Genomic DNA, 18,216 nt, shown 5'->3' on the forward strand with positions numbered 1-18,216 from the left:
TTCTTGACGACCATAGAGCATTGGAACCACCTGATCCCATCCCGAACTCAGTAGTGAAACGATGCATCGCCGATGGTAGTGTGGGGTTTCCCCATGTGAGAGTAGGTCATCGTCAAGATTAAATTCCAGAACCCCTGTTTGCTAACGCAAACAGGGGTTTTGTTTATGTAGAAGTCCATGAATTTCACCGGCACGTTGCTAGCGCAACGGTCTGGTACACAGAATTTCTTGACGACCATAGAGCATTGGAACCACCTGATCCCATCCCGAACTCAGCAGTGAAACGATGCATCGCCGATGGTAGTGTGGGGTTTCCCCATGTGAGAGTAGGTCATCGTCAAGATTGAATTCCGAAACCCCTGTCTGCTAACGCAGACGGGGGTTTTGTCGTTTAGGGGCCTGGCGATCCAGTTTCTTGCCCTTCTGCGGTGACGCGAGCCACTCTTCGCGTAGTAAACCGAGGAGAAGCCGCAGTTAGAAACAAAAAAGCCAGCACCTGACATCAGGCGCTGGCTTGGGTGAAACACGGGCGAATCAGAACTGGTAACTCACCGTCGCGCTGACGTTTCGCTCTTCCCCCAAATAACAGAAGTTCAGGCTGGCACAAGAAGCCACGTAGGTCTCATTGGTAAGGTTGTTGGCATTGAGTCTTACATCGACGCCCTTCAGTCCAACCTTACCCAGGTCATACCCTACAGAGGCATCAAACAAGGTGTAAGAAGGTACCTTCATTGTGTTTTCCGCATCCGCCCAGCTATAGCCCACATAGCGCAATCCGCCTCCAAGCCTCAACCCATCGAAGGCACCCTGATTAAATTTATAGTCAGCCCAAACGGACGCCATGTGACGCGGGGCTTGAGTCGGAGAGTTGCCCTGGTTCTCAATCAGATTGCCAGCTGTGCTCAGGGTGCTCACCATCGACTTGGAGAATTCAATGTCAGTAAAGGTGTAGCTGCCCAACAGCTTCAAGTTCTCAGTCAGCTGCATATGGGCTTCCAACTCCAACCCCTGCGATCGCACAGCCCCTACAGCACGATAAAAGTTTTCCTGGGGCAGCTTGGTCGCAAGGTTTTCCTGGTCGATACGAAACCACGACGCGGTAAACAGATTGTCCGTGCCTGGCGGCTGGTATTTCAGCCCCACCTCCCACTGCGTCCCATCAGTAGGTGCCAACGGGTTGCCGGCGCTGTCTGAATAGGAGTTGGGATTAAAGGATTCGGAATAACTGACGTAGGGCGCCAGGCCGTTATCAAACAGATACAAGGCCCCCGCACGCCCAGTGAGCTTGGTGCGCTTGTCGCTTATTTCCGTGCCAACCGGCCGGCTCGTCTCGGCGATCCGGTTTTCGTCGGAGGTCTCTACCCAGTCCTGCCGTAGACCCAGGGAAAACCGCCACTTATCCATTTCAATCAGGTCTTGCAGATAGACGCCAGTCTGCTCCAGCCGGCGCAGATAACTGGTTGGGTTGTAATAGCTGATAGAGGAATTGCCATACACAGGATTGAATGCGTTGATTGGCTGCAGTGACCCGCTCGTCCAGTCCACTACGGTTTTACGCCGCTGATAGTCGGCACCCATCAACACCGTGTGTTTAGTCGCCCCTGTGAAAAACTCGGCCTGCAGCATGTTATCGATGATGAACGCATGCAGCTTCTCATCACCCCCCGAATAGTAGCGGTTCAGCTCATTGCTGCTCGGTGTGGTCCACCCATAGCCATACACCTGATCCAACTTCACCTTGGAGTCCAGGTAACGGAAGTTCTGTCGCGCAGTGAAAACATCATTGAAGCGATGCTCAAACTGATAGCCAAACGACTGCTGGTCTCGCTTGTAGCCATCGACCGCCGGTTCACCCTCAAAGAAGTGACTGGAGATCCTCTGGCCATTGCGTTGATGCAGCGCACCATCGGCCGGCATACCGCTGTGATAACCACCCTCTGGGTCGTGCTGCAGATAAGCCTGGAGCGTCAGCGAGGTGTCATCGGTAAAGTCGATGCTCAACGTCGGCGCCAGTGCGTAGCGCTTTTCCTTGGCGTGGTCGAATTGAGTGTCGGATTTATCCGCTAACCCCGTTAGTCGATAGGCGACGCGCTTGTCGTCATCTACCGGACCGCTGAAGTCAAAACCCATACCGCGTTGACCATTGCTGCCGACTGTCGCCTGAACCTGATGATAAGGCTCGAACAGGGGCTTCTTGCTGGTAAGCGCTACTAAACCGCCAGGTGAACTACGCCCATACAACACGGAGGAAGGCCCCTTGAGAATGTCTACACGTTCCAGGAAATACGGGTCTACCTGCATGGTGCTGTAGGTGCCGCTGTCCCCCATGGACTTCAAGCCGTCGAGGTAGATGTTATCCACCGATCCATCGTTGAAGCCACGCATTGCCACATAGTCATACCGGTGCGTCGCGCCGTAGGGGTTGGTCAACACACCAGGCGTGTAGCGCATGGCTTGAGCGACTGTCTGCGAGCCTTGGTCATCCATCTGCTCGCGCGTGACCACCGAGACGGTTTGCGAGGTCTCCAGCAAGGCCGTACTGGTCTTGGTTGCGATCTGGCTGTGAGTCGCGTTGTAGCCGTCCATGCTTCCCAACGCATTGCCCAATGCAAAGCCCTTGATATCAGTGGTTGGCAACGTCAGGGCGCTACTTTCCTGCACGGCCTGCAATACAAAACTCACACCGTCTTCAGAAACAGCCTGCAGCCCCGAGCCATTGAGCAGCTGATTCAACCCCTGTCCGGCAGAATATTCCCCCAGCAGCCCTGCTGACTGGCGACCTTGGGTTTGCGCGGGCGTGCTGGAAAGGGTAATGCCTGCCTGCCGCGCAAACTGGTTGAGCACCTCACCCAGTGGGCCTGCCGGTATCTCGTAGCGTTGATTGACCTGCGAGATACCGGCCTGTGCAGCCATACCGGCGATCGGCGTCATGCTGATGCCCAATGCGGTGGACATTAATGCCACGCGTACGGCTTTTCCCAATAACGGGTAGGAAGAGTTGTGGTGGAAACACGCAGTCATGATCAGGTTCCGTAGAGGCCGGTGAGGGCAGATTGATAGGCTTACTGTCTAAGCCGGACTCACGAAAAAAAGCCGCCAAAAAAACAAACGATCAGGCCGACCGTTCCACGCTCACCCACCAACGTGTGCGGTAACGCACTTGAACCGGCAACGTTCGCGCCAGGATCGCCAGCAATTGATCGGTGTTCTCCAGGCGGAAGACCCCCGATAGCCGCAAATCAGCTACCTCTACCGCGCAACCCAGGTAACCCGGTCGATAACGCCCAACCTCTGATAGAAAATCCGCAAGACGCATATCCCGCGTCACGATCAGCCCATCGGTCCAGGCGCCAATGTCCATGGCCAGAGGCGGAGCAAGGGTGGCTTGGGTCTGACGCACGAGGTAGTTATCGCCGGCGTGGGCCTGGGTCAACAACCCATTCGGCTGGTGTGGTGAATGGATGGCCACGTTGCCGCTGACCACGCTTAACCGCGTGCAGTCACTGGTTTGGTGGACAGCGAAACGTCCGTCGATACCTTCGAACAAGCCGTGACGTGTTTGAACCAACAATGGCGCCGAGGCAGCCGCACCGCACGTCACCAGGATTTCACCGCGCACCAGGGTTATCAGGCGCTGCTGAGGATTGAAGGCAAGGTCTACGGCACTGTCAGTATTAAGTTGCAGGCGCGTGCCATCGGACAACTGGATGCTACGACGTTCGCCGGTGGCGGTTGCGAAGTCGGAGGTCCAGCGCTGCCAGCCAGTCAGATCCCGGCTTACCCAGGCCGCTGAGCCAGCCACCAGCACGCCGGTCAATAGCTTCAACGCCTGTCGACGGCCCAACCCCTGCGCACTGTTTTCCAGCGCCACATGCGCGCCCGGAATCGCTGCCAGAGTGCCGCTCAACTCCTGTTGCAGCGCCTGTACTCGTTGCCAGGCCACTTCGTGGTCGTGGTGAGCTTCGCGCCACTGCTCACACTGCTCGCGCAGCCGGACATTGGCACGGTTGTTACGCAGGCGCAGTGCCCAATTGATAGCCTGTTTGATCACCCGGGGATCGAGTCCGCAACGCGCGGCATTATCCATGGGTGTCATGTTTCATATCGCAGGACATAGCAATGGTAGAGCGCCTCGGCCACATAACGCTCCACTGAGCGCAGCGACACGCCCATGTGCATCGCGATTTGCTTGTGTGTCAGCCCATCGCACTGAGCCAGCAGAAATGCCTTACGCACCTTAGGCTTGAGACCCTCCAAAAGACGGGAAATATCTTCCAGTAATTCCAACACCAGCGCCCGCGCTTCCGCGCTCGGCGCCATTGCCTCGGGCAAATGGGCGATAGATTCGAGGTAAGCCCGTTCGATCTCCTCGCGGCGCCAGTGATCAATCACCAACCCTCGTGCAATGGTGCGCAAAAAGGCCCGGGGAGCCTTGAGTTCAAAGCGTTCGGTTTTCTGCAGCAGGCGTACAAAGGTGTCTTGTGCTAAGTCGGCAGCATCCGCCGCGTTGCCCAGACGGCTACGCAGCCAGGTGTTCAGCCAACTGTGATGGGTGCAATACAGCGCCTGAACAGCGTTTTCACACGGGAAGTACTCAGCAGACGGCATTCAAGCGAACTCGGCCAAACGTCACAAATGATAATTAGTCGCATTGTTCGGGAGGGAGAAAAATTTTGCAACACCGATCCTCCTCGAGTAACCACTTGTCGGTTTCCTACGTTAAAAGAGGATCTATCTCACAATTTTCTAAGTTTTGCCGCGGATTGGCCGAAAGCCTGACGAGCCATGCGTGCACCGAAATAGAGCGGCCCGAGAGTCCGCCTATCGCGTTACATGGAATGTTCCACTCGGCACGCTCACCCCCCTTTGGCAAAAGAAGTCGATGAAATGAATCTCAAGTTCAGTCATAAAATTCTGTTGGCCGCGTCAGGCGTCGTGGTTCTGGCCTTCGCGTTATTCACCCTCTACAACGACTACCTGCAACGCAGCATCATCACGCAGAACCTGGAGTCGTCCATCCAACAATCCGGTGAACTCACCGCCAGCAGTGTTCAGAACTGGCTCAGTGGTCGAATACTGGTACTCGAAAGCCTCACGCAAAACGTTGCCCACCAAGGCAGTGGTGCCGACCTTCCCGGTCTGGTCGATCAAGCGGCATTCACTTCGAACTTCCAGTTCACCTACGTTGGCCAAACCAACGGCGTGTTCACCCAGCGCCCCGACGCGAAAATGCCCGATGGCTATGACCCCCGTCAGCGCCCTTGGTACAAGCAGGCAGTGGCCGCAGATAAACCCATGCTCACGCCACCCTACATGGCCGCAGTGGGTGGACAGATCGTGACCATCGCCATGCCGGTGAAAAAGAACGGTGAATTGCTCGGCGTCGTCGGCGGTGACCTGAGCCTGCAAACCTTGGTGAAGATCATCAACTCGGTGGACTTCGGCGGTATCGGCCACGCATTCCTGGTCAGCGGCGACGGCCAAGTCATCGTCAGTCCTGATCAGGACCAAGTGATGAAGAACCTCAAGGACATCTACCCCGGCACCCAGGTGCGTATCGACAAGGTCAGCCAGGACGTCGTCCTCAATGGGCAGGACCGCATCCTGTCCTTCACCCCTATCAGTGGTTTGCCTGGCGCAGATTGGTATATCGGCCTTTCGATTGATAAAGACAAAGCCTACGCGCCGCTGGGCAAGTTCCGAACTTCCGCGTTGATTGCCATGCTGATCGCCGTGGTCGTGATCGCCGTGCTCCTGAGCTTGCTGATCCAAGTCTTGCTGCGCCCCCTCACCACCATGGGCGTAGCGATGCAGGACATTGCCCAGGGCGAGGGTGACCTGACCCGTCGCCTGGCTGTCACCAGCAAGGACGAATTCGGCGAGGTCGGCAGTGCGTTCAATCAATTTGTAGAGCGCATCCACGCTTCGATTTCGGAAGTGTCTTCGGCAACCCGCCAGGTACACGACTTGTCCCAGCGTGTAATGGCCTCGTCCAATGCCTCTATCATCGGTTCCGATGAGCAGAGTGCACGCACCAATAGCGTGGCCGCAGCGATCAATGAACTGGGTGCCGCTACCCAGGAAATCGCGCGTAACGCCGCGGATGCTTCACAGCACGCCAGTGGTGCCAGTGAGCAAGCCGACGATGGGCGCAAAGTGGTGGAGCAAACCATTCTTGCGATGTCGGAGCTGTCGCAGAAGATCAGCTTGTCCTGCACCCAGATCGAAACCCTGAACGCCAGCACCGACAACATTGGTCACATCCTTGATGTGATCAAAGGCATCTCCCAGCAAACCAACTTGCTGGCGCTTAACGCGGCCATCGAGGCAGCGCGTGCGGGTGAGGCCGGTCGAGGTTTTGCAGTGGTCGCGGACGAGGTGCGCAACCTGGCTCATCGAACCCAGGAGTCGGCCGAGGAGATCCACAAAATGATCACCTCGCTGCAAGTGGGCTCGCGTGAAGCGGTCACCACCATGAACGCCAGCCAGACCTCCAGCGAAGAAAGCGTAGAGGTCGCGAACCAGGCCGGTGAGCGCCTGGTCAGCGTGACGCAGCGGATTGTCGAGATCGACGGAATGAACCAGTCCGTGGCTGCCGCCACCGAAGAACAAACTGCCGTGGTGGAAACCCTCAATGTGGACATCAACCAGATCAACTTGCTGAACCAGCAGGGCGTGGCCAATCTGAATGAAACCCTCAAGGATTGCGATGCCCTGTCGCAGCAGGCCAATCGGTTGAAGCAACTGGTCGATAGCTTCAAGATCTAACCCGCTGACTGAATGGCAGGAGCGATGCGCGCCGCTCCTGCCGCTTAGCCAAGCAACCGGCGAACGTTGTCCAAGGCGCTGTTGGCGAAGCCCTGCACAAACTGTTCAAACCCTGGGCTCACCTCCTCTGTGGGCTCAGCAATAATTGTCCATGTCACCCTGGAGCGCTCCTTTTCAAGCGCTTCCACATGCATCGCCGCCCATAACCTGGCCACGCCCAGTGTGTTGTAGATTGTGGTCCAGGTCATGTGCATGGCCTGTTCGTCCCGGCTATTGAGCTGTTCCACGACACAGTTACCATCGCGGAAAAATTTAGTCCGCAATGCGCCCACGCCTGAGCCGGTCATTTCGATATGCATCAGGTCCGGAATAAACACATCGAAGCCGGCAAACTGCCCCACCATGGCCCACAGGCGAGAGGCACAGCAGTTGACCGTGACGGACGCCACTATCGGCAGGCCGTTCGGATTGCGAATTAACGTATCGGGTTGCAGCAGTTTCATGAGGTTGTCCTGAGGCGTTCAAAGAAAGCCGATGGTCTTGAGGTAGTTGCAGCCTTTGCTCAACAACGCCGGGTCTTTTTCGGGGTAGCGAGCCCCCATCTGCTGGATACCCTGTCGTGCGTTGTCGTGGCGAATCATCGATGTGTCGCCGATGTCTTCGTCGAGGCGATCGAGGTAGAAACCGAGCACGCCAAACAGTGCGTTGTCCTGGTTTACCGTTCGCAGCGCCTGTTGCCACTGCGCGATACTCACCCGCTTGAAACGGTGCCCCGCTCGATTGAACGCATCCAGGTAGTCCTCCCAGCTCAACGGCTTGGGGTTATGCAGGTTGAACACATGCCTGTCGGCCTGAAAGCGGCTGCTGTGGAATGCAATGAAGCGCGCCAGGAAGTCCACCGGCATCAGGTCGAAGTTCAGCGTCAACCGAGGCATCAGGCCCAGCTGCAGTGACCCCTTGAGCATCAGCATCAGACGATTTTTTTGCGGTTGGCAGGCACCATTGTGACTGTTGAAACTGATGTTGCCGGGTCGATGGATATTCACCCAGGCGCCGCGCTCCACCGCACGACCCAGTTGGCGCTCGGCAACCCATTTGGACAGGTTGTAGCCATTCTTGATGTACAGCGGCAGCGTCGTTGCAGCGGGCGCTTCGAGGACATAACCCTGCGAGTCGACAGCGCTCGAAGCGGACAGTGTCGAGATAAAGTTGAGGACCTTCTTGCTGTGGGTCTCACACAGGCACAGGCATTCGAAAAGGGGGGCAACGTTGTCCCTGGCCAGAGATGTATAGTCCATCACGTGATTGACCCGTGCTGCGTTGTGTATCAGCACCCCGAAATCCTGGGCGATAGCATCATACGCGTCGCTGGCCAGGCCCAACCGAGGGAGGCTGATATCGGCGGCGAATACCCGCACCCTGCTCAGGTCCAGATGTTCCAGGCGGTACTCACGCAACGCCTGAGTGAATCGTGCCATCGCCGGCTGTCCCGGCGTCTCACGTACCAGGCACGCCACGGTCGTTGCACCTGCGGCCAGCAATGCCTCGACGATATGAACACCAACAAAACTGTTGGCCCCCGTCACGATTACTTTGTGTGGGTCGCCTGCGCGGTCCTCTGGCAGCGTGTTGAAAGTCCAGTCCCGTTGAGCATCGCGTGCAGCAGCATCGCAGGAAGCATCGGGTCGTTCACCGTTCTCCAGCAGCGTTGCGAGCGTACGAATCGTCGGTACTTCAACGAAATGACTCAGTGCGAAGCTACGACCAAACTGCTCGCGAACGCGCAGCAACAACGTCGATAGCACAATCGAGTGGCCGCCGAGATCGAAGAAGCTCTCATCGATAGACACTTCACCCTCGGGCAGCGTCAACAGTTCGCTCCACAGGCGAGTCAACCGAACTTGAAGCGGGGTGTGTGCCGTGCCACCTTCCTCCTGCACGCTGGGCTGGAGCGGCACTGCCAGTAAGGCCTCACGGTCGATCTTGCCGTTGCTGGCGCACGGCATACATCCCAACTCATCCCAGAAGCCGGGCCGCATGTAGTCGGGCAGCCACTGCCGCGCGTGTTGCTGCAGGGCCGCCAGGGTAGACCCGGGTTCGGGTTGAGCGACAAAGCCACGGATCCTGCGGTCAGGGTCGATCACCACCGCCACTTGGCGATACAGCCGGCTGGTACGCAGGCACTGCTCAATCTCCTGGGGCCCGACCCGAAAGCCACGAATCTTCACCTGATCATCACGTCGTCCGCCCAGCACGATTCCATCGGCGGTCCACCGGGCCAAATCGCCGCTGCGGTAGGCGCGCAAGGGCTGGCCCCCAGGCACTGCAAGCTCCACAAAGGCACTGGTCGCCTGAGGTGGGTCGTTCACATAGCCCAGGCTTACGCCAGGCCCAACGATGTACACCTCACCCATCACCTCTTCATCGACCGGCTGCTGGGCGTCATCGAGGATCAATACCCAGCTGTTGGCGATCGGCCGGCCGAGATTGCGGTTGCTGTCGCCAGGTTGAAACGTACGATGGGTGATCAGTACGGTGGCCTCCGTGGGGCCGTAAAGGTTGTGAAATTGGCACTGCGCCGCCAGGCGGTCGATGACATGGGGTTCACAGACGTCACCCCCGGTCAGCAGGTGCGTCAGGCCCAGCGGTTGATCGGGCGGCAGAATGCTCAGCAGCGAGGGGGGCAAAAAGGCATGGGTAACGCGCTGACGGTGGAGCAGATCGAGCAGTTGCTGAGGGTCGTGTCGTTGCTCTGCGCTGGGGACGATCAACTCGGCGCCCGCTATCAGGGTAGGGACAATATCGATCAGGGACGAGTCAAAGCTCACCGGTGAAAACTGCAGGACACGGCTTTGTTCATCCAGGTTCATGCAGGCCCTGAACCAGGCCGCGAAATGTGCCAGGTTGGCTTGGCTGAGCAACACCCCCTTGGGATGGCCGGTGGTACCCGATGTATAGAGCGTCATGCAGGGCGAATCGAGGGCGGGCTGAGCGTGCATCAGCGGACGCAGCAAGTCGGTGTCCTGCGGGTCGACCTCGCGCACATCCAGTGTAATGAAGCGCTCTCGCAAGGGGTGCTGGCCAGCGTCCAGCAACACCCGGGCCCCTGCGTTCTCGAGCAAGGCCTGATGGCGTTGAGGCGGGTGGTCCGGAGCCAACGGCAGATACACCGCGCCACAGCCCATAACCGCGAGAATACTGGCGTACAACGCGACGGACTTTTCCAGGCAAACCCCAACCACCGGTGGTGCCTGCGTGACGCCCAACACAGGGCTTAACCGTTGCTGGATCATGAGGGCCTGCACGTGCAACTCGCGATAAGTCACCACGCTGCCGTCGATGTTCAGCGCCCGCCTATCAGCGAATTGGTGAAGGCTGGCCTGCAACCGTTCGATCACAGGCACCTGGGCCTCCCGCATGACAGCGAGGTCTTCGGTGCGGTTGAATCGGTGAACAAATGCCAAGGCGTCAAGCGCGTCCAAACCCTGCTCGGGCCATTCATTGGCGACCGCTTTGACGGAGAAATATCCGGGGTCGCGCGAAAAACCACTGACGTGCAGCGCAACCCATTCCATCATCGTTTGGGTCACTTGCTGGCGCAGGCGCTGGCCGTTTCCACTGGGCTCCGTTGCGACTTCAAGGACAGCCGCTAGTCGCCCCTCGGGCCCATAGGCGCGCAGTTGCAGTGCGGGTAACCCGCAGTCGGTCACTGGGCCAACCCCCAGGCGCAGGCCCAGCACTGAGGTTTGGTGTGCCGGGTTCGGCAACGACTGGCTGCCGTCATCGATCCACAGGTCCGAGCCGGCATCACTCAAGACATACCCATACTGCTCCAGCTCCCGCCTGATAGCCGCCAAGGCACTGCTGGTGCCGGAAAATCCGATGGTCAGGCGCCTCATGCTACCCTCCCGGCCACGTGCAAGTAGTCGGTCAGCCCTTGGGCCACACCTGGTGTCTGCAGCAAGCCGCTGTGTTGCAGGAAGCCCAGGATATTGCCCATCAAAGGATGCTGGCGGGTGATGGGGAAGGCCAGCGCCGCGACTTCATCGCGCAAGGCGTTGCGCAGGGAGTTGCTGATATCGAGGTGGTCGATCAACTGAAGGTCGAAGTTCTTTTGCAGGTCGTTGGTCAGGTACCGGGCCAGGAAAATCGGTAGCACCTTGGCAATGCTGTCGCGGTCGTCGGTGCTGGCAGCCTGCCAATACAGGCGTACCAAGCGCGTCCAGAATTGTGCGTGGCGGCCTTCATCGGCCAGGTGGTCGGCCATCAAGCCACGGACGGAGGCTTTGACGCTGGCGTCCTTGGAGAACGCTGCCACATCGTGGGTGACGGTGTTTTCGGCAATGGCCACGCCGATCAGCGCGACGGCATCGTGCAGGTGAGGGGGTACCTGCGCCTGTGCCGCCGGCAGCGCTCGGCTCAATTCGATTTCCTGGGGCAGCGCCAGGGGTTGTATACCCGTCATGGCCACGGTTTGCTGGAGGAAATCCAGTGCCACCAACGCGTGGTAGTCCTCGTCCACAACGATGGTCATCGCATCAATACGACAGGCAAGCGGGAAGGGCACCGAGAAGCGATTCTTGGCAATGCTGCGTGCCGTCTGGTCGACAATCTCGGTCTCGAATATCACCACGTCGTTGATGAATTTATAAAAGCTCTGTGCCAGGACAAAATCGCGCCACTGCGGGCAGTGTTCGATAAAGGTTGCACAAAGCACCAGGGGCTGGCGACACAACGGGTAGATCAGCTTGTCATCATCCTCCAGCAAACGGCGAGGACGTGTGCGGATGGTTGCGCGGCGCTCCCAGTCGTCGGCAATGGTTTTGTAATCGGCAGCGGTCATGACTTCATCTCGTGCAGCGAAGCCCGAACCACATCCCAGAGCGCGATGCGGCTCTGGACGGCAGCCACGGCGGCAGCGTTGGCCTGTTGCGGGTAGGCCGGGTTTGCGCTGCAGAGGCGCAGAAGCAACTGCTCTGCTGCCGGCCCATGGTCCTGGGCGTCCAATTCGATGTGGCGCTTGAGGTAGGCGCACAGGGTAGGCGTCTGACGGTGGTCGAGCGCCTCGGATTGCAGGATGCGCTCGAACATCGGTGGGATGACGTGCTCACGGCCGTGCAGGAATGTGGCGGCCACACAATGGGCAGGGGCATTTAGCGCAAGGTGTAAGGTGTCGCTGACAAAGCGGGCCACACCGGGAAGAATCTCGACTTCATGCAAGGCGGCAGTTGCTTCGAGGCCCTGGCGTTGCAGCGCAATGAAGTGATTGATAGCGGCAGTGCTGGCGCCTACTTCCGCCATGGCCTCCAGGTAAAGCTCGAAGTGGCTGCAATAGCCTTGCGCAGGATGTTCGTCAGATTCCTCTCCCAGCACAATCTCGTTGATCAGGCGTGCAGCCCATGGGTCGACAGGTGGCAACCAGGGTAGACGCGTGCAGGTCAGCTCCTGTTGCAGACGTTTGGCGAGGGTCATGAAATCCCAGACAGCGAATACATGGCTTTCCATAAAAAGTTGCAACTTTCGCAGAGAAGTTATTTCTGTAAATAACGAATGGCTGCATAACTGCAGTTTTATTGTTTCAAGTAACGGTTGATGCATGGTTGATGCCTATAAGTTGTTGCGTCTGCTGTGTGGAAACAGCGATGAGTTTTTGTAATCGGCAAGGATTGAGCAGATATAAACCAGGCGCTGGCGTGCGAGCCGCTCAATATGGGGGCGTCGCGACGTCGGAATGAACTATCTGGTTTAGTAAGGAAAGATAATAAGCGGGTTAAACAATTTGGCGAGCATACAAATGTGTTAGAAGTTTTTCTAAATAATATGTGCTGTAAGTTTGCTTCTTTACGGCAGGTGGGAAACTTCTTCTGTGCGGGGCGCTAATAGTGAGTTAGTGAGCCCCGGGGTAAGGAAGATTCGCGACAGGAGGGCCGCGCGCCTTAGTACTTACCTTTCTTGGCGTCGTCGGCCTCCAGGCCGTTGAGGTAGGCGCTGATCACTTCCATGCCTCGCATCAAGTGATTGCGCAGCGTCAGGATGCTTTCCTGGGTTTTCTTCTGGGCGACCAGGTTCAGCAATTCGCGGTGATCTTCCTGGGACGTCTCTCCCAACCCCATGGCCTCCAGGTTATAACGCAGGAAACGCTCCTCTTCGTTCAACCCGTGCTCCACCAGATTGAGCAGCCGCTGGTTCGGGGCCTTGCCATACAGGGCCATGTGGAACAGCCGATTGAGGCGGCCAATCTCGCTGTAGTCTTTTTCCTGCTCCAGGGCGACGATGATCGCATCCGCCTCGGCGATATCGGCCTCGGTGAGCAACGGAATCGACAAGCGCAAAGCTTCAGACTCCAGCAACATCCGCAGTTCATAGGTTTCCGCCGAGTTATCCTCGATCAGCGGTGCAACCACGGCACCCTTGTGCGTCACCACATGCAACAGCGACTGGGCTTCCAACTGGCGCAGGGCTTCCCGCACGGGCATGCGGCTGACCCCGAACAGGCTGGCCAATTCCTGTTGGCGCATGGCGGTACCGCACGGCAAGCGTCCATCGAGGATGGCGTTGCGCAAGGTTTCTTCAATCACGGAACGAGCGAGATGGGCGGGAATAGGCCCGCTGATCTTGATGCTGTTCAAAGGGTTCGGCTTCTGCGTCACGGTTACGCTATCCTCCTTATTCTGATAGGGTGGCTAATTGGATCCAATGCACACTAGAGACTGCCCATAAGCTTGTCAAACGGGTACGGTTTCGGCTTGTAAGCGCTTCAACATCACGCTCCCACCCCCCACAACCGACATTTACGGCGTCTTACACGGCCGGGTTCATCGGCCGGCTTCCTGCGCCGATTGCTGCATTATCGGCGGTTATGGAATGAACACTTTGCTGTTGCAGTTTATTCCCCATGCGTTAGGAAGTATGGGTTCGGTCGATACATTCCTGTCTATCGATATTCACTAACGGTATTTAAATAGCCGTTCTTATATCTATAAAGTCACACTCCTGTCTGACCGGGAGTGACCTCATGTCCGCCACCTCTACTGTTCCAACAGCGACCGCTACCGCCCAAACCTTCGAGATTCGCCCATTTCCCGGCAGTGTAGGCGCCGAGGTCATTGGCCTGGATTTGTCACGCCCAGTCAACGAGCAGGATTTCGCGCGCATTCACCGTGCGCACCTGGACCATCACGTCGTGGTCTTTCGTGATCAACGCATCACGCCCGAACAACAGATTGCCTTCAGCCGCCGCTTCGGCGTGCTGCAGATCCACGTACTCAAGCAGTTCCTGCTGGCCAACCATCCGGAAATCCTGATCGTCTCCAACATTATCGAAAACGGCCAATCCATCGGCCTGGGTGACGCCGGCAAATTCTGGCATTCGGACCTGTCCTATAAAGAACTGCCGAGCCTGGGCTCGATGCTGCACGCCCAGGAGCTGCCCTCCGAAGGTGGCGACACCTTGTTTGCCGATATGCACAAAGCCTGGGACCAATTGCCCGAGCATCTGCGCAAAGCCGTCGAAGGTCGCAGCGCCGCTCACTCTTATACCGCGCGCTACAGCGAAACCAAATTCGAAGGCAACTGGCGCCCCACGTTGACCCCCGAGCAGCTCGCCCAGGTGGCGGAAGTCGTGCACCCCATCGTGCGCACCCACCCGGAAAACGGCCGCAAGGCGCTATTTGTCAGTGAAGGCTTCACCACCCGCATCGTCGGCCTGCCGGAGGATGAGAGCCGCGACGTGCTGGCCCAACTCTACGCCCACAGCGTGTTACCAGAAAACATCTACCGCCACCAATGGCAGCCCCACGATCTGGTGTTCTGGGACAACCGCTCGCTGATCCACCTGGCCGCCGGTTGCCCGAGCCATCTGCGCCGCAAGCTGTTTCGTACCACCATCCAGGGCGACGCGCCTTTCTGATCGGAGCATGACCATGTCCAGGAAAATTCCATTCGCACGGCTGGCGGCGACCGTCGGCCTGGGTGTCAGCCTCTTGGCCGGCAGCCTGATTGCACCGGCGTCCGCGCAGGCCGAAGGCGAGATCCGCATCGCCGAACAATTCGGCATCGTTTATCTGTTGCTGAACGTGGTACGCGACCAGAACCTGATCGAAAAATACGGTAAACAAGAAGGCATCGACATCAAGGTCGACTGGACACAGTTGTCTGGCGGCGCGGCAGTCAATGACGCACTGCTCTCCGGTTCCATCGACATTGCCGGAGCCGGTGTCGGCCCGCTGCTGACCATCTGGGATCGCACCCACGGCAAGCAGAACGTCAAGGCCGTGGCTTCCCTGGGTAACTTCCCGTACTACCTTGTCAGCAACAATCCCAAGGTCAAGACCATCGCCGATTTCACCGAGAAGGACCGCATTGCCGTGCCCGCGGTGGGCGTGTCGGTGCAGTCACGCTTCCTGCAATACGCGGCGGCCAAGCAGTGGGGCGACAAGGAATTCAATCGCCTCGATAAGTACACCGTCGCCGTCCCTCACCCGGATGCGACCGCAGCGCTGATCGCTGGCGGCACCGAGCTGACCGGGCATTTTTCCAACCCGCCGTTTCAGGACCAGGCCCTGGCCAACCCGAACGTGCACGTGGTGCTGAACACCTACGACCTGCTCGGCCCGAACTCGCCGACGGTATTGTTCGCCACCGAGAAATTCCGCAACGACAACCCAAAAACCTACAAGGCGTTCGTCGAGGCATTGACCGAAGCCGCGCAGTTCGCCCAGAACGACAAAGGCGCTGCAGCCGACACTTACCTACGCGTGACCAAGGCCAAGATCGACCGCGCCGAGTTGCTCAAAATCATCGACAACCCGCAGTTCGAATTCAGCGTTACGCCGAAAAACACCTACCCGCTGGCGGAATTCCTCTACCGCGTCGGTGCCATCAAGAACAAGCCTGAATCGTGGAAGGACTACTTCTTCCAGGACGCCAAGCCCCTGCAAGGAAGTTGAGATGAACGCGCCCTTGCAAGGCCACACGGCCAGCAACCTGCACACCACCGGCCCCTTACTCGCGGTGGATAACGTCAGCCTGGAATACCGCACCCCCGAGCGCGTGGTGCGGGCCACCCACCAGGTGAGTTTCGAGATCGACCCGGCCGACCGCTACGTGCTGCTCGGCCCCTCGGGTTGCGGTAAGTCCACCTTGCTCAAATCCATCGCCGGGTTTATCAAACCCTGCGAAGGCGAGATCCGCCTGTTGGGGCAAAAGGTCGAGCAACCGGGCCCGGACCGTATCGTGGTGTTCCAGGAATTCGACCAACTGCCGCCGTGGAAAACCGTCAAACAGAACGTGATGTTTCCACTGTTGGCCTCCAAAACCCTGAAGCGCGCCGACGCCGAAGAACGTGCACTGCACTACCTCGACAAAGTCGGCCTCACCGCCTTTGCCGACGCCTACCCACACACCCTGTCCGGCGGTATGAAAGCCCGTGTCGCCATCGCCCGTGCCCTGGCCATGCAGCCCAAGATCCTGCTGATGGACGAACCCTTCGCCGCCCTCGATGCGCTGACCCGGCGCAAGATGCAGGAAGAGTTGCTGCTGCTCTGGGAAGAGGTGCGCTTTACCCTGTTGTTCGTCACCCACTCCATCGAAGAAGCGTTGGTGGTGGGCAATCGCATTCTGTTGCTGTCGCCCCACCCTGGGCGGGTACGCGCGGAAATCCACAGCCATCAATACGACCTGCACAGCCTCGGTGGCGTGGAGTTCCAGGCGTCGGCACGGCGCATTCATCGCCTGCTGTTCGATGAAGCGCCCGAGGCCGAACGTGAGTTGGGCTTCGCTGATATCCGCATCGCGTATTAAGGGGAACATCCATGCGCCAGGAATATGAAATCACCCTCGAACCGCTGCTCAGCGTCCCCGTTGAACGCGAACTGCCCCTGCGCCAGCGCCTGTGGCAACAAGGCTGGCTGCGCAAGGGCCTGATCCTGATCGTGCTCGCGATCCTCTGGGAAGCCGTTGCGCGTTATCAGAATAATGACCTGCTGCTGCCGAGCTTCTTGCAGACCTTTCACGCGCTCTACGACGGCCTGCTCAGCGGCGAATTGCTCAGCAAGGTCAGCATCTCGCTGGTGGTGCTGATCAAGGGCTACCTGATCGGCATCGTACTGGCGTTCGCCCTGACCACATTGGCGGTATCGACCCAACTGGGCCGTGATTTGCTGAGCACCCTGACCTCGATGTTCAACCCGCTACCGGCGATTGCCTTGTTGCCGCTGGCGCTGCTGTGGTTTGGCCTGGGCCAGAACAGCCTCATCTTCGTGTTGGTGCATTCGGTATTGTGGGCGCTGGCGCTCAACACCTACTCAGGTTTCCTTGGCGTGTCCGAAACCCTGCGCATGGCCGGGCGCAACTACGGCCTCAAGGGCATGCGGTTTGTGCTGTTCATCCTCATCCCGGCGGCGCTGCCGTCGATTCTTGCGGGCCTCAAGATCGGCTGGGCGTTTGCCTGGCGTACATTGATTGCCGCCGAACTGGTGTTCGGTGCAACCAGTGGCAAGGGTGGCCTGGGGTGGTACATCTTCCAGAACCGCAACGAGCTGTACACCGATAAGGTGTTTGCCGGGCTGGCGGTGGTGATCCTGATCGGGCTGCTTGTGGAAAACCTGGTGTTTGACACGTTCGAGCGTCTGACGGTGAAGCGCTGGGGCATGCAGCGCTGATTTCATGGGGCGTAAGAATCTTCGTTTTTAATAGGAATGGTTGCTCTTTGCCCAGGCTGGCTTCGATAATCCCGCCCGAATTCGGCGCTGCGATGGCGTCGATCGGTAAAGGGATTTACGACTATGCGTTTTTTTGTCTTGGCAGCGGCTTTGTTGCTATCGACCTCGGTGTTGGCGGCGTTCGTTCCCGAAGCCGTGTCCATGCCCAAGCCGCACTACCCCTCGTTCCTGACGTCTGTCCCGGGACATGCGCGCATCAGCTTGAAGATCCACAATGATGGTTCGGTCAGCGATGTAAAAGCGCTCAGCGCCACCAAGCCCGAGTTCGGCGAAGCCGCCGTGGAGGCGGCCACACAATGGCGTTTCAAACCCTGGACGGTAAATGCGGATCAGCCAGCGGTGATCGACGCGCAAAACGAGATGATCTTCACGCCCGAGGAGATCAAGGCGAAGAGTACTCAGTTGTCCTTCATGGAAACGACCTATCAGTCCTGCAGCGCGTTGAACGAAGAAGTCAGCCAGTTCCGCCGCAACCATCCTTCCCGCCCGCTCATCCAAATGAAGAGTTTTGCCATCACCCGCGTCGCCGTGATGTTCCCGGCATTGAGCGGTAAAAGCGATTACAACGAAGGCCTGGTCCGCGCCGACGCGCTTGAAAGCGCCCTGCCGGAAATCGTGCGCAAATGCCAGGCCCATCCCAAATCGACCTACGCGAAATACCTGCCCAGCAACCTCCGACGCTACCTGTAAAGCCTGCTACGATTGCGCTCAATTCACGCCCCGTTGA

At 58.3% G+C, this 18,216-nt stretch carries 14 protein-coding genes and 2 rRNA genes; 8 read left to right on the forward strand and 8 right to left on the reverse strand.

The window, feature by feature from the left end:
* Positions 1 to 2 precede the first annotated feature (2 nt).
* Both rrf (KHP07_RS25635) and rrf (KHP07_RS25640) read left to right on the forward strand, forming a co-directional pair.
* A 5S ribosomal RNA gene (gene rrf / locus KHP07_RS25635) occupies positions 3 to 118 on the forward strand.
* Positions 119 to 227: 109 nt separating this feature from the next.
* Positions 228 to 343: ribosomal RNA gene (gene rrf, locus KHP07_RS25640) — 5S ribosomal RNA — on the forward strand.
* A 191-nt stretch (positions 344 to 534) separates the two neighbouring features.
* On the opposite strand, the gene KHP07_RS25645 is transcribed toward rrf (KHP07_RS25640), so the two are convergent.
* The 3 genes from KHP07_RS25645 to KHP07_RS25655 all read right to left on the reverse strand — a co-directional run bounded on the left by KHP07_RS25645 (position 535) and on the right by KHP07_RS25655 (position 4,608).
* Complete coding sequence (locus tag KHP07_RS25645) at positions 535 to 3,021, reverse strand: TonB-dependent siderophore receptor (protein WP_214498266.1); 2,487 nt, start codon at positions 3,019 to 3,021, stop codon at positions 535 to 537.
* A gap of 91 nt (positions 3,022 to 3,112) precedes the next feature.
* Positions 3,113 to 4,096, reverse strand: a complete 984-nt coding sequence (locus KHP07_RS25650) for a FecR domain-containing protein (RefSeq protein WP_284731168.1) — start codon at positions 4,094 to 4,096, stop codon at positions 3,113 to 3,115.
* Complete coding sequence (locus KHP07_RS25655; protein WP_078046278.1) at positions 4,093 to 4,608, reverse strand: sigma-70 family RNA polymerase sigma factor; 516 nt, start codon at positions 4,606 to 4,608, stop codon at positions 4,093 to 4,095. Before KHP07_RS25655 ends, KHP07_RS25650 begins: the two co-directional genes overlap by 4 nt.
* Before the next feature lie 279 nt (positions 4,609 to 4,887).
* Here KHP07_RS25655 and KHP07_RS25660 point away from each other — a divergent pair, with 279 nt between their 5' ends.
* A complete protein-coding gene (locus tag KHP07_RS25660) occupies positions 4,888 to 6,768 on the forward strand; it encodes a methyl-accepting chemotaxis protein (protein ID WP_214498267.1) in 1,881 nt (626 codons plus the stop codon).
* A gap of 44 nt (positions 6,769 to 6,812) precedes the next feature.
* Here KHP07_RS25660 and KHP07_RS25665 read toward each other — a convergent pair whose 3' ends face one another.
* The 5 genes from KHP07_RS25665 to KHP07_RS25685 form a co-directional block, all read right to left on the reverse strand.
* A complete protein-coding gene (locus KHP07_RS25665) occupies positions 6,813 to 7,271 on the reverse strand; it encodes an SRPBCC family protein (RefSeq protein ID WP_100491795.1) in 459 nt (152 codons plus the stop codon).
* 18 nt (positions 7,272 to 7,289) lie between these two features.
* Entirely contained in the window at positions 7,290 to 10,667 is a 3,378-nt protein-coding gene (locus KHP07_RS25670) for an amino acid adenylation domain-containing protein (protein WP_214498268.1), read from the reverse strand.
* Positions 10,664 to 11,611, reverse strand: coding sequence for a diiron oxygenase (locus tag KHP07_RS25675; protein WP_214498269.1), 948 nt, complete (start codon positions 11,609 to 11,611; stop codon positions 10,664 to 10,666). The genes KHP07_RS25670 and KHP07_RS25675 overlap by 4 nt, the downstream gene beginning before the upstream one ends.
* The gene (locus KHP07_RS25680) at positions 11,608 to 12,366 is read right to left on the reverse strand and encodes a DUF3050 domain-containing protein (RefSeq protein ID WP_214498270.1); all 759 of its coding nucleotides are present in this window, start codon (positions 12,364 to 12,366) and stop codon (positions 11,608 to 11,610) included. The genes KHP07_RS25675 and KHP07_RS25680 overlap by 4 nt, the downstream gene beginning before the upstream one ends.
* Before the next feature lie 338 nt (positions 12,367 to 12,704).
* The gene (locus KHP07_RS25685) at positions 12,705 to 13,418 is read right to left on the reverse strand and encodes a GntR family transcriptional regulator (RefSeq protein WP_078046284.1); all 714 of its coding nucleotides are present in this window, start codon (positions 13,416 to 13,418) and stop codon (positions 12,705 to 12,707) included.
* A gap of 365 nt (positions 13,419 to 13,783) precedes the next feature.
* Here KHP07_RS25685 and KHP07_RS25690 point away from each other — a divergent pair, with 365 nt between their 5' ends.
* The 5 genes from KHP07_RS25690 (at position 13,784) to KHP07_RS25710 (ending at position 18,179) form a co-directional block, all read left to right on the forward strand.
* Complete coding sequence (locus KHP07_RS25690; RefSeq protein ID WP_099491548.1) at positions 13,784 to 14,677, forward strand: TauD/TfdA dioxygenase family protein; 894 nt, start codon at positions 13,784 to 13,786, stop codon at positions 14,675 to 14,677.
* 13 nt (positions 14,678 to 14,690) lie between these two features.
* Positions 14,691 to 15,716: an ABC transporter substrate-binding protein gene (locus KHP07_RS25695; RefSeq protein ID WP_099491546.1), complete on the forward strand. Its 1,026-nt coding sequence runs from the start codon at positions 14,691 to 14,693 to the stop codon at positions 15,714 to 15,716.
* 1 nt (position 15,717) lies between these two features.
* On the forward strand, positions 15,718 to 16,569 hold the full coding sequence (locus KHP07_RS25700) for an ABC transporter ATP-binding protein (RefSeq protein WP_099491545.1): 852 nt from the start codon (positions 15,718 to 15,720) through the stop codon (positions 16,567 to 16,569).
* 11 nt (positions 16,570 to 16,580) lie between these two features.
* Positions 16,581 to 17,429 carry an ABC transporter permease gene (locus KHP07_RS25705; RefSeq protein ID WP_012721565.1) on the forward strand — a complete coding sequence of 283 codons (849 nt, stop codon included), beginning with the start codon at positions 16,581 to 16,583 and terminating at the stop codon, positions 17,427 to 17,429.
* 123 nt (positions 17,430 to 17,552) lie between these two features.
* Positions 17,553 to 18,179, forward strand: coding sequence for an energy transducer TonB family protein (locus tag KHP07_RS25710; RefSeq protein WP_214498271.1), 627 nt, complete (start codon positions 17,553 to 17,555; stop codon positions 18,177 to 18,179).
* Positions 18,180 to 18,216: the final 37 nt, after the last annotated feature.

This window comes from Pseudomonas sp. VS40 (assembly GCF_018587885.1).
GTDB lineage: Bacteria > Pseudomonadota > Gammaproteobacteria > Pseudomonadales > Pseudomonadaceae > Aquipseudomonas > Aquipseudomonas pergaminensis.

Bases quoted from the DNA above. Each gene is read 5' to 3' on its own strand.
- KHP07_RS25645 (WP_214498266.1), bottom strand. From the start codon at position 3,021: ATGACTGCGTGTTTCCACCACAACTCTTCCTACCCGTTATTGGGAAAA.
- KHP07_RS25650 (WP_284731168.1), bottom strand. From the start codon at position 4,096: ATGACACCCATGGATAATGCCGCGCGTTGCGGACTCGATCCCCGGGTG.
- KHP07_RS25655 (WP_078046278.1), bottom strand. From the start codon at position 4,608: ATGCCGTCTGCTGAGTACTTCCCGTGTGAAAACGCTGTTCAGGCGCTG.
- KHP07_RS25660 (WP_214498267.1), top strand. From the start codon at position 4,888: ATGAATCTCAAGTTCAGTCATAAAATTCTGTTGGCCGCGTCAGGCGTC.
- KHP07_RS25665 (WP_100491795.1), bottom strand. From the start codon at position 7,271: ATGAAACTGCTGCAACCCGATACGTTAATTCGCAATCCGAACGGCCTG.
- KHP07_RS25670 (WP_214498268.1), bottom strand. From the start codon at position 10,667: ATGAGGCGCCTGACCATCGGATTTTCCGGCACCAGCAGTGCCTTGGCG.
- KHP07_RS25675 (WP_214498269.1), bottom strand. From the start codon at position 11,611: ATGACCGCTGCCGATTACAAAACCATTGCCGACGACTGGGAGCGCCGC.
- KHP07_RS25680 (WP_214498270.1), bottom strand. From the start codon at position 12,366: ATGCATCAACCGTTACTTGAAACAATAAAACTGCAGTTATGCAGCCAT.
- KHP07_RS25690 (WP_099491548.1), top strand. From the start codon at position 13,784: ATGTCCGCCACCTCTACTGTTCCAACAGCGACCGCTACCGCCCAAACC.
- KHP07_RS25695 (WP_099491546.1), top strand. From the start codon at position 14,691: ATGTCCAGGAAAATTCCATTCGCACGGCTGGCGGCGACCGTCGGCCTG.
- KHP07_RS25700 (WP_099491545.1), top strand. From the start codon at position 15,718: ATGAACGCGCCCTTGCAAGGCCACACGGCCAGCAACCTGCACACCACC.
- KHP07_RS25705 (WP_012721565.1), top strand. From the start codon at position 16,581: ATGCGCCAGGAATATGAAATCACCCTCGAACCGCTGCTCAGCGTCCCC.
- KHP07_RS25710 (WP_214498271.1), top strand. From the start codon at position 17,553: ATGCGTTTTTTTGTCTTGGCAGCGGCTTTGTTGCTATCGACCTCGGTG.